This window comes from Streptomyces sp. CBMA123 (assembly GCF_014596465.1).
Lineage (GTDB): Bacteria > Actinomycetota > Actinomycetes > Streptomycetales > Streptomycetaceae > Kitasatospora.
Genome location: NZ_MECK01000209.1, coordinates 1 through 9,147, shown reverse-complemented (window position 1 = coordinate 9,147; position 9,147 = coordinate 1). Strand labels below are relative to the sequence as shown.

At 75.6% G+C, this 9,147-nt stretch carries 10 protein-coding genes; 8 read left to right on the top strand and 2 right to left on the bottom strand.

From position 1 onward, the window contains the following. Positions 1-4: 4 nt before the first annotated feature. Positions 5-127, top strand: coding sequence for a hypothetical protein (locus tag BG452_RS22670; RefSeq protein WP_262986033.1), 123 nt, complete (start codon positions 5-7; stop codon positions 125-127). A gap of 198 nt (positions 128-325) precedes the next feature. Here the strand turns inward: BG452_RS22670 and BG452_RS22665 are convergent, their stop codons facing one another. Next, positions 326-673, bottom strand: a complete 348-nt coding sequence (locus tag BG452_RS22665) for an SCP2 sterol-binding domain-containing protein (protein WP_188306180.1) — start codon at positions 671-673, stop codon at positions 326-328. A gap of 157 nt (positions 674-830) precedes the next feature. On the opposite strand from BG452_RS22665, the gene BG452_RS22660 reads away from it, so the two are divergent. From BG452_RS22660 to BG452_RS22645, 4 genes are all read left to right on the top strand, one after another. After that, positions 831-1,700: a hypothetical protein gene (locus tag BG452_RS22660; RefSeq protein ID WP_188306179.1), complete on the top strand. Its 870-nt coding sequence runs from the start codon at positions 831-833 to the stop codon at positions 1,698-1,700. 19 nt (positions 1,701-1,719) lie between these two features. Beyond that, positions 1,720-1,926 carry a hypothetical protein gene (locus BG452_RS22655; RefSeq protein ID WP_188306178.1) on the top strand — a complete coding sequence of 69 codons (207 nt, stop codon included), beginning with the start codon at positions 1,720-1,722 and terminating at the stop codon, positions 1,924-1,926. A gap of 36 nt (positions 1,927-1,962) precedes the next feature. After that, complete coding sequence (locus tag BG452_RS22650) at positions 1,963-2,769, top strand: TlyA family RNA methyltransferase (protein WP_188306183.1); 807 nt, start codon at positions 1,963-1,965, stop codon at positions 2,767-2,769. 91 nt (positions 2,770-2,860) lie between these two features. Further along, on the top strand, positions 2,861-3,769 hold the full coding sequence (locus BG452_RS22645; protein WP_188306177.1) for an NAD kinase: 909 nt from the start codon (positions 2,861-2,863) through the stop codon (positions 3,767-3,769). Between the two features lie 16 nt (positions 3,770-3,785). Here BG452_RS22645 and BG452_RS22640 read toward each other — a convergent pair whose 3' ends face one another. After that, positions 3,786-5,288 (bottom strand): PLP-dependent aminotransferase family protein, encoded by a 1,503-nt coding sequence (locus BG452_RS22640; RefSeq protein ID WP_188306176.1) that lies wholly within the window; start codon positions 5,286-5,288, stop codon positions 3,786-3,788. 203 nt (positions 5,289-5,491) lie between these two features. On the opposite strand from BG452_RS22640, the gene BG452_RS22635 reads away from it, so the two are divergent. The 3 genes from BG452_RS22635 to BG452_RS22625 form a co-directional block, all read left to right on the top strand. Further along, positions 5,492-6,145: a hypothetical protein gene (locus tag BG452_RS22635; RefSeq protein WP_317621179.1), complete on the top strand. Its 654-nt coding sequence runs from the start codon at positions 5,492-5,494 to the stop codon at positions 6,143-6,145. A gap of 88 nt (positions 6,146-6,233) precedes the next feature. Further along, positions 6,234-7,967, top strand: a complete 1,734-nt coding sequence (gene recN / locus BG452_RS22630; protein WP_188306182.1) for a DNA repair protein RecN — start codon at positions 6,234-6,236, stop codon at positions 7,965-7,967. 169 nt (positions 7,968-8,136) lie between these two features. After that, a partial coding sequence (locus tag BG452_RS22625) for a glycosyltransferase family 4 protein (protein WP_223242600.1) occupies positions 8,137-9,147 on the top strand: 1,011 nt, incomplete at its 3' end.

Below are 9,147 nucleotides of genomic sequence, written 5' to 3'. Positions count from 1 at the left end.
GCGGCTGGCGGGCGCCGGGGACCGCTGGGACGGGCTGCGGGCGCTGTGCGCGGCGGCGTGGACGGCGCTGGACGAGGACGGCGGGCCGGTGGACGGGCGGAAGGCGCTGGCCGAGCTCGAGTTCTGACACCGTCTGAGACGGAGGTCTCAGACGGCCGCGCGAGCTGGACGTCTGAGGTGAGCGTCTGACACGGATGTCCGAGCCGGACGGTTGAGCCGGACAGCCGAGGCAGGTGTCTGGCACGGAGGCCCGAAGCAGACGCCGGACCAAGGGCCTGAAACGGACGTCCAGCTCGGACGTCCGAACCGACGCCCGACCCCGGTGTCAGAGCAGGGTGCGCAGCCGCAGCAGGTCGCGGAAGCCGGCTTCCAGCTTGACCCGGCCGCTCGCCCAGGCGGAGGCGAAGTTGAGTTCGCCGCCGACCAGGGCGAGCAGGTCGTCGCCGGCCATGGTGAGCCGGATGGCGGCCTGCTCGGCGGGCATGCCGGGGGTGGCGACGAGGTCCTGGATCCGGCCGTCGCGCAGCTGCCCGGTGAAGGTCAGGTCGAGGTCGGTGATCCGGCAGCTGAGCGAGCGGTCGAGGGCGGCGGCCTTGCGGACGTCGCCGGTGGAGTTCGCCATGTTCCGGCTGAGCTGCTCCAGCGCCTCCCGGCACTCCTCGGCGTTCGCCATGGCGCTCCCTCCATCCCCAGGTCGCTGCGGTGCGGACTGCCGGGCCACGGTACCTCAGAAGGGTTTTGGCGGTAGCGTCGTCTGTGGGGTGCCCGGAATCGCCCGGGTACCGAGGGCGACGGAGCGAGACGCGCGCAGGCGCGGAGGAGGCACCCGGATGCTGCCGAGGACGGTGCGGGGAGCGGTGGCGGCCGCCGCCGTGGTGGTGGAGGAGGTCGGCAAGCGGGTCGTCGACACGGCTGCCGCGGTCCTGGAGAAGACCGGCGTCGACGTGGTCGAGGTCGAGCGCAAGCTGGGCGGGCAGTTCCCGCCGTCCGCGAAGACGCTGCAGACCCTGGCGGAGGAGGCCGTCACCGCCGGGCGGGCCGGGGTGGACCTGGCCGTCGGGGTGGCGCGGGGCGAGGTCGAGAAGGTCTTCGAGAGGGTCGGCGACCAGGTGACCAAGGTCGGCGTGGTGCTGGCGTACCTGGAGAGCAAGCTGCGCGAGGTCGAGGAGGAGCCGGCCGGGGCGTCGCCCGGAGCGGACCCGTACCCGGCTGGGTACCCGGCGGAGGAGCCGGTGCCGGCGCCCCGGGCGGGCGACCTGTTCGGGCGCGGCTGGGAGTTCGAGGACGAGCGGGTGGCTGCGGAGCCGATAGTGGCGGAGCGGGTGGAGGTGGACGAGCCGGTCGAGGTCGATCCGCCGGTGACGCCTGCGGCGGTGGCCGAGAAGCCGGCGGAGAAGCCGGCGGCCGGGAAGCCTGCGGCCGGGAAGGCATCGGCGACCGAGGGGGCGACGGCGAAGAAGGCCGCCGCGAAGAAGCCGGCGAGCACCAAGGGCGCCGCGGCGAAGAAGACCACCGTCGCCAAGAAGGCCACGGTCAAGAAGACCACCGTCGCCAAGAAGGCCACGGTCAAGAAGACCACCGCCGCCCAGCGGACCCAGGCGGACGGCCAGCCCGGGGCCCCGGCCAAGCGCACGGCGACGAAGAAGACCACCGTCCGCAAGGCCACCAGCACGAAGAAGCCCGATGTCCGGGACGAGTGAGCCGAGCACGTCCGCAGACGTGGCAGAGGCGTTCGAGCCGGTCGCGGCGGTCGGCGCGGTCGAGCCGCTCGGCGTCGAACTGCTGCCCACCGGGCACCCCGGGGTGGACGCCGGGCTGGACCGGCTGGAGGCTCTGGACGGGGTCCCGGCCGAGGCACACGTCGCGGTGTACGAAGATGTTCACCAGCGGCTCGCCGACACGCTGGCCGCGCTCGACCAGGAATGATCCGCAGGATTCGTAGGAGCTGAAACACCAGTGGCAGTGGCACGACGCCGACTCGACGCGGAGCTGGTCCGCCGCAAGCTGGCCCGATCGCGTGAGCACGCGTCCGAGCTGATCGCGGCCGGCCGGGTGACCGTCGGTGGGACCACCGCGACCAAGCCGGCCACCCAGGTGGAGACCGCGGCGGCGGTCGTGGTGGCCAAGGACGACAACGACCCCGACTACGTCTCGCGCGGCGGGCACAAGCTCGCCGGGGCGTTCGCGGCCTTCGTGCCGCAGGGCCTGGTGGTCCAGGGCCGCCGGGCGCTGGACGCGGGCGCCTCGACCGGCGGGTTCACCGACGTCCTGCTGCGGGCGGGGGCCGCCCACGTGCTGGCGGTGGACGTCGGCTACGGGCAGCTCGCCTGGTCGCTGCAGAGCGACGAGCGGGTGACGGTGATGGACCGCACCAACGTCCGCGAGCTGACCCTGGAGACGATCGGCGGCACCCCCGTCGACCTGGTGGTCGGCGACCTGTCGTTCATCTCGCTGGGCCTGGTGCTGCCGGCGCTGGCCGCCTGCGCGGCCGCGGACGCGGACCTGGTGCTGATGGTCAAGCCGCAGTTCGAGATCGGCAAGGAGCGGCTGGGCAGCGGCGGAGTGGTGCGCAGCCCGCAGCTGCGCGCCGAGATGGTGCGCCAGGTGGCCGGCCAGGCGTGGGAGCTGGGGCTCGGCGTGCGCGCCGTCACCGCGAGCCCGCTGCCGGGGCCGTCCGGGAACGTCGAGTACTTCCTCTGGATGCGCCGGGACGCCCCGCAGCTGGACCCCGCGGACGCGGACCGGGCCGTGGCGGAAGGGCCCCGGTAGGGTGCTCTGCGAGCGTCCGGCCCGCCATGCTGGATGGCGGGGCCACACCGGGCCGAGGGCGACCCGGCAGGCGTAGGGAGAGGGCAGCGGCATGAGCGATGAAGAACGCACGGTCTTCCTGATCGCGCACACCGGCCGGGAGGCGGCGCTGCGCAGCGTCGAGAGCTTGGTGCACGGGCTGCTGAAGGCGGGGCTCCGGATCAGGCTGCTGGAGACCGAGGCGGTGGACCTCGACCTGCCGGACGGGGTCGAGAAGGTGGCCGAGGGGCCGGGCGCGGCGGACGGCTGCGAGCTGATCCTGGTCGCCGGTGGCGACGGCACGCTGCTGCGCGGCGCGGAGCTGGCGCGCTCGCACGGGCTGCCGATGCTGGGGATCAACCTCGGCCGGGTCGGCTTCCTGGCCGAGGCCGAGCGGGACGACCTGGCGGTGGTGGTCGAGCGGGTGGTGGACGCCGACTACGAGGTCGAGGAGCGGATGACGATCGACGTCATCGTCCGGACCAACGGCGATGTGGTGCACCAGGACTGGGCGTTGAACGAGGCGTCGATCGAGAAGGCGTCCCGGGAGCGGATGCTGGAGGTGGTGACCGAGGTGGACGGCCGTCCGGTCTCCAACTTCGGCTGCGACGGGGTGGTCTGCGCGACGCCGACCGGTTCGACGGCGTACGCGTTCTCGGGCGGCGGGCCGGTGGTGTGGCCGGAGGTGGAGGCGCTGCTGATGGTGCCGATCTCCGCGCACGCGCTGTTCGCCCGGCCGCTGGTGACGTCGCCGGACTCGGTGCTGGCCGTCGAGGTGCAGCCCAAGACCCCGCACGGGGTGCTCTGGTGCGACGGGCGGCGTTCGGTCGAACTGCCCGCCGGCGCACGGGTGGAGGTGCGCCGGGGGCAGACGCCGGTGCGGCTGGCCCGGCTGCACCGGGCGCCGTTCACCGACCGGCTGGTGGCCAAGTTCGCGCTCCCGGTGACGGGTTGGCGCGGCCGTTCGAACACTCCCTGCTGACGGTCCGTCGGATCGCTCAGACCGCCAGGGCCTGGCCCTCGTCGGCCGGGACGAGCCGGCCGCCCGCCGCGGCGCGGTCGGCCACCGCGGCCAGCCGTTCGACGGCGGCGGGGACGGCCGGGGCGGGCACGGTGAGCGGGATCCGGATGTGGTGCTCGAAGGCGCCGTCCGAGCCGAACCGGTTGCCCGCGGCGATCCGGATCCCGGCGTGCTCGCCGGCCTGGGCCAGCGCCGCGCCGGACAGGCCGGCGGTGTTGACCCAGAGCGCGAGGCCGCCGGGCGGCGGCGGGAAGCTCCACTCGGGCAGCCGCTCGGACAGCGCGGCGGCGAAGGCGTGCGCGGTGGCCCGTAGCCGGTCCAGCTGGTGGGCGCGGACCTCGGGCAGCGGCTCGCCCAGCAGTTCGGCGGCGATCAGCTGGTCGAGCACCGGGGTGCCGACGTCGCTGTAGACCCGCTCGGTGGCCAGCCGGCGCACCAGCGCGGGCGCGGCCCGGACCCAGCCGATCCGCAGCCCGCCCCAGAGCAGCTTGCCGGCCGAGCCGACGGTGACCACCTGGGCGGAGCGGTCCAGGGCCGCCATCGGGCGCGGCAGCGGTGTGGACTCCGGTACGCCCCAGCCGAGTTCGGCGGTGGTCTCGTCCACCAGCACGATGCTCCCGGCGGCCCGGGCGGCGGCCAGCAGCCGGCGGCGCTGCTCCTTGTCGATCAGCGCACCGGTCGGGTTGTGGAAGTCCGGGATGACGTACGAGACCTTGGGGGCGGCCCCGCGCAGCACCCGCTGCCACTCCTCGAGGTCCCAACGCGCCCGGCCGCCTCCGGAGGTGTACGGGACCGGCACCAGGCGCGCCCCGGTGAGGCGCAGCGCCTGGAGGGTGTGGGCGTAGCTGGGGGCCTCCACGGCGACCCGGTCGCCGCGGCCGACCAGGACCCGCTGGACCAGGTGCAGCCCGCCCATCGCGCCGGTGGTGACGAGGATCTGGTCGGGGGTGGTGGGCAGTCCGCGCTCGGTGTAGCGGCGGGCGACGGCCTCGCGCAGCACCGGGACGCCCGTCGGGTAGTGGCCGTGCCCGGCGGCGTAGTGCGGCAGCAGTTCGACGGCCCGGGCGGCGGCCCGGCCGAGCCAGGGCTGGGGGGCGGGCAGGGCGGCGACGCCGAGGTCCAGGATCCGGCCCTGCTCGTCCGGCGGGACGGGGTGCAGGGCGTCGCCGGGCGGCGAGGCGCCCTCGGGCAGGGCGGTCCAGCTGCCGGCGCCGCGGCGGCTGAGCAGGTAGCCGTCGCCGCGCAGGGTCTCGTAGGCGGTGGCGACGGTGGTGCGGCTGAGTTCCAGGGCGGAGGCGAGTTCGCGCTCGGCGGGCAGCCGGGCGCCGACCGGCAGCCGGCCGTCGGTGACCAGCAGCCGGATCTGCCCGGCGAGGGTGCGGTAGGCCGGTCGGCGCGCGGTGGCCGGGTCGGGGAGCCGGGCGGTGGCGAGCAGCCGGGCCAGTGCGGGCGGGGTGACGGTGGTGTGCCAGTCGGCCATGGCCTCATCAGTCCACTTGCTCGGGATTGGCCCTTTCGTGGGCCGTATTGGACTGTTCATCATGGCAGGGCGGCCGTCGAGCCGCCATCGCCCGGGCCGACCCCGGGGGTGCAGCACCGCCCGCAGGAGCTCCAGTGGCCACCACCACCGCACCCACATCCCCGTCCACATCCCCGTCCACGTCGGCGCCCGCCGCCCCGCCGGTGGAGCCCGCCCGGCCGGGGCTCGCCGTGCGCGTCCTCGGTGACACCCACGCGCTGGGCCGCCGCTTCCCGCAGCTCGCCGTCGGCCTCACCCTGTACGGGGTGAGCATGGCGCTGATGCTCCGCTCGGGCCTGGGCCTCGACCCCTGGGACGTCTTCCACCAGGGCCTGCAGCGGGTGCTCGGCCTCACCGTGGGCGCCTGGGTGACCATCTGCGGCGCCCTCGTCCTGCTGCTGTGGATCCCGCTGCGCCAGCGCCCGGGGGTGGGCACCGTCGCCAACGTGCTGGTGATCGGCGCGGCGATGGACCTCACCCTGCGGCTGGTCGGCGGACCGCACGGCCTGCCCGCCCGGGCCGCGCTGACGGCCGCCGCGATCGTGCTCAACGGCCTGGCCTCGGGCCTCTACATCGGCGCCCGGCTCGGCCCCGGTCCGCGCGACGGCCTGATGACCGGCCTGCACCGGCGCACCGGCCGCTCGCTGCGGCTGATCCGCACCGGCATCGAGGTCACCGTCCTGGCCGTCGGGCTGCTGCTCGGCGGCACCGCCGGGGTCGGCACGGTGCTGTACGCGCTGCTCATCGGCCCGCTGGTGCAGCTTTTCCTGCCGTGGTGCACGGTGCCCACCGCCGCCCAAAACTCCCGGAACGGATGAACTTGGCGGCACGGAGTTGCCGCGCGCCGTTGCCGCTCGTCGCGCTCCGGGGGCGGAACCTCGTAAGGTCGTCTCCGTGTTGGACGAGATGCGGATACGGGATCTTGGGGTCATCGACGACGCGGTGGTCGAGCTGGCCCCCGGCTTCACCGCCGTGACCGGTGAGACCGGGGCCGGCAAGACCATGGTCGTGACCAGCCTCGGCCTACTGCTCGGCGGGCGCGCCGACCCCGGCCTGGTGCGCCACGGCGCCGGACGCGCCGTGGTGGAGGGCCGGCTGGAGCTGCCCGCAGACTCCCCGGTGGCGGCCCGCGCCGTCGAGGCCGGGGCCGAACTGGACGACGGAGCCCTGCTGATCAGCCGGACCGTCTCCGCCGAGGGCCGCTCCCGGGCGTACGTCGGCGGACGGGCCGTCCCGGTCGGGCTGCTCACCGAGCTCGGCGAGGACCTGATCGCCGTGCACGGCCAGACCGACCAGCAGCGGCTGCTGCGCCCGGCCCGCCAGCGCGGCGCGCTGGACCGCTACGCGGGTGCGACGGTGGCCGAGCCGCTGGCCCGCTACCGGGAGACCTACCGCGCCCTGCGCGAGGTCGCGGCCACCCTGGAGGAGCTGACCACCCGGGCCCGCGAGCGCGCCCAGGAGGCCGACCTGCTCCGTTTCGGCCTGGACGAGATCGCCGCCGCCGAGCCGGTGGCCGGGGAGGACGTCGAGCTGTCCGCCGAGGCCGAGCGGCTCGGCCACGCCGACGCGCTGTCCTCCGCGGCGACCCTCGCCCACGCCGCCCTGGCCGGCGACCCGGCCGACCCGGAGGCGCTGGACGCGGGCACCCTGCTCGCCCAGTCCCGGCGCGCCCTGGACGCCGTACGCCACCACGACGAGCGCCTCGCCGCCCTCGCCGACCGGCTGAACGAGGTCGGCTACCTGCTGGCCGACGTCGCCGGGGACCTGGCCGGCTACGCCGACGACCTGGACGCCGACCCGGTGCGGCTGTCCGCGGTCGAGGACCGCCGGGCCGTCCTGGCCCAGCTGCTGCGCAAGTACGGCGGTGAGGAGAACAGCCTCGCCGAGGTGATCGCCTGGGCCGAGGCCGGCTCCGACCGGCTCGCCGAACTCGACGGCGACGACGAGCGGATCGACCAGCTCGGCGCCCAGGAGACCGAACTGCGGGCCGAGTTGGCCGAACTGGCGGCCGAGGTGTCGGCCGCCCGGCAGGCCGCCGCCGGGCGCTTCGCCGCGGCCGTCTCCGCCGAACTCGCCGAACTCGCCATGCCGCACGCCCGGGTGACCTTCTCGATCACCCGGGTCGACGACCTGGCCGGCATCGAGCTGGACGGACGCACCGTCGCGTACGGGCCGCACGGCGTGGACGAGGTCGAGGTGCTGCTCGCCCCGCACCCGGGCGCCCAGCCGCGCCCGATCGCCAAGGGCGCCTCGGGCGGTGAGCTGTCCCGGGTGATGCTCGCCGTCGAGGTGGTCTTCGCGGGCGCCGACCCCGTCCCCACCTACCTGTTCGACGAGGTGGACGCGGGCGTCGGCGGCAAGGCGGCGGTCGAGATCGGCCGCCGACTGGCCAAACTGGCCGAATCCGCCCAGGTCGTGGTGGTCACCCACCTGCCGCAGGTCGCCGCGTTCGCGGACCGGCACCTGGTGGTGGAGAAGACCAACGACGGCACCGTGACCCGTTCCGGGGTCAAGCTGTTGAACGACGAGGAGCGGGTGCGCGAACTCTCCCGGATGCTGGCCGGCCTGGAGGACTCGGAGCTGGGCCGGGCCCACGCCGAGGAGCTGCTGGCCACCGCCCGGGCCCCCCGCCACCGGTAGCCGGGACCGGCGGCCCTCCCCCGCAGGACGGCGACGCGCCCCCGGTGGCGCCGACTGTCCAAGAGGGCCGCCGACCTGGCATGGTGGCGGCTGGACACTGGCTTTCCAGTCCCGAGCGCCGCCGGGCGGGCAATCCTCGCGAAGCGGTGCGCGAACCTGATCGAGTCGGATGCGAGACGACGTGGACCATTCCGCCGCCCGGGCCACCACGGCCGCCCCGGAACCGGGGCAGCTGCAGGTGGTACTCGTCCTGGCCGCCAGCACCGGCGGCATCGGTGCGCACGTGCGTTCCCTGGCCCAGGGCCTGGTCGCGCACGGGGTGACCGTCACGGTCTGCGCACCGGCCGGCACGGACGCGCTGTTCGGCTTCTCCCGCACCGGCGCGCGGTTCCACACCGTCGACATCACCCCCACCGCGGGGGCCCGCAGCGACGCCACCGCGATCGGCGAGCTGCGCCGGGCCTTCACCGGCGCCGACGTGGTGCACGCCCACGGGCTGCGCGCCGGACTGCTGTCCGACCTCGCGCTGCGCACCGCCGGCCGCTTCCCGGGCCTGCGGCCGGAGACCCCGCTGGTGGTCACCTCGCACCACGCGCTGCTGGCCACCGGCATGGAGCGGCGGCTGCAGCGGCTGATGGAGCGCCGGGTGGCGCGCGCCGCCGACCTCGTCCTCGGCGCCTCCTCCGACCTGGTCGCCCGGGCGCGTGAACTGGGCGCCACCGACGCCCGGCTGGGCCCGGTGGCGGCCCCGCCGATGCCCGAGGGCCGGCTCGGCCGGGCCGAGGCCCGGGCCGCGCTGCTCGGCGACGGCCCGGACCGTCCGCTGGTGCTCGCGGTCGGCCGGCTCGTCCCGCAGAAGGCCTTCGGGACGCTGCTGGACGCCACCGGCGAGCTGTCCGCGCTGGACCCCGAGCCGCTGCTGCTGCTCGCCGGGGACGGCCCGGAGGCGGGCCCGCTGCGCGAGCGGGTGGCCGCCGAGAAGCTGCCGGTGCGTCTGCTCGGCTACCGCACCGATGTGCCGGACCTGTTGGCCGCCGCCGACGTGGTGGTGGTCTCCAGCCGCTGGGAGGCCCGCTCGCTGGTGGTCCAGGAGGCGATGCGGGCCGGCCTGCCGGTGGTCGCCACCGCCGTCGGCGGCATCCCCGAACTGGTCGGCGACGCCGCCGTGCTGGTACCGCCC

What these genes read in the sequence shown, in the direction of transcription:
- BG452_RS22640 (WP_188306176.1), bottom strand. Translation starts at nt 5,288, where the DNA reads ATGGCCGACTGGCACACCACCGTCACCCCGCCCGCACTGGCCCGGCTG.
- BG452_RS22660 (WP_188306179.1), top strand. Translation starts at nt 831, where the DNA reads ATGCTGCCGAGGACGGTGCGGGGAGCGGTGGCGGCCGCCGCCGTGGTG.
- BG452_RS22645 (WP_188306177.1), top strand. Translation starts at nt 2,861, where the DNA reads ATGAGCGATGAAGAACGCACGGTCTTCCTGATCGCGCACACCGGCCGG.
- recN (WP_188306182.1), top strand. Translation starts at nt 6,234, where the DNA reads ATGCGGATACGGGATCTTGGGGTCATCGACGACGCGGTGGTCGAGCTG.
- BG452_RS22665 (WP_188306180.1), bottom strand. Translation starts at nt 673, where the DNA reads ATGGCGAACGCCGAGGAGTGCCGGGAGGCGCTGGAGCAGCTCAGCCGG.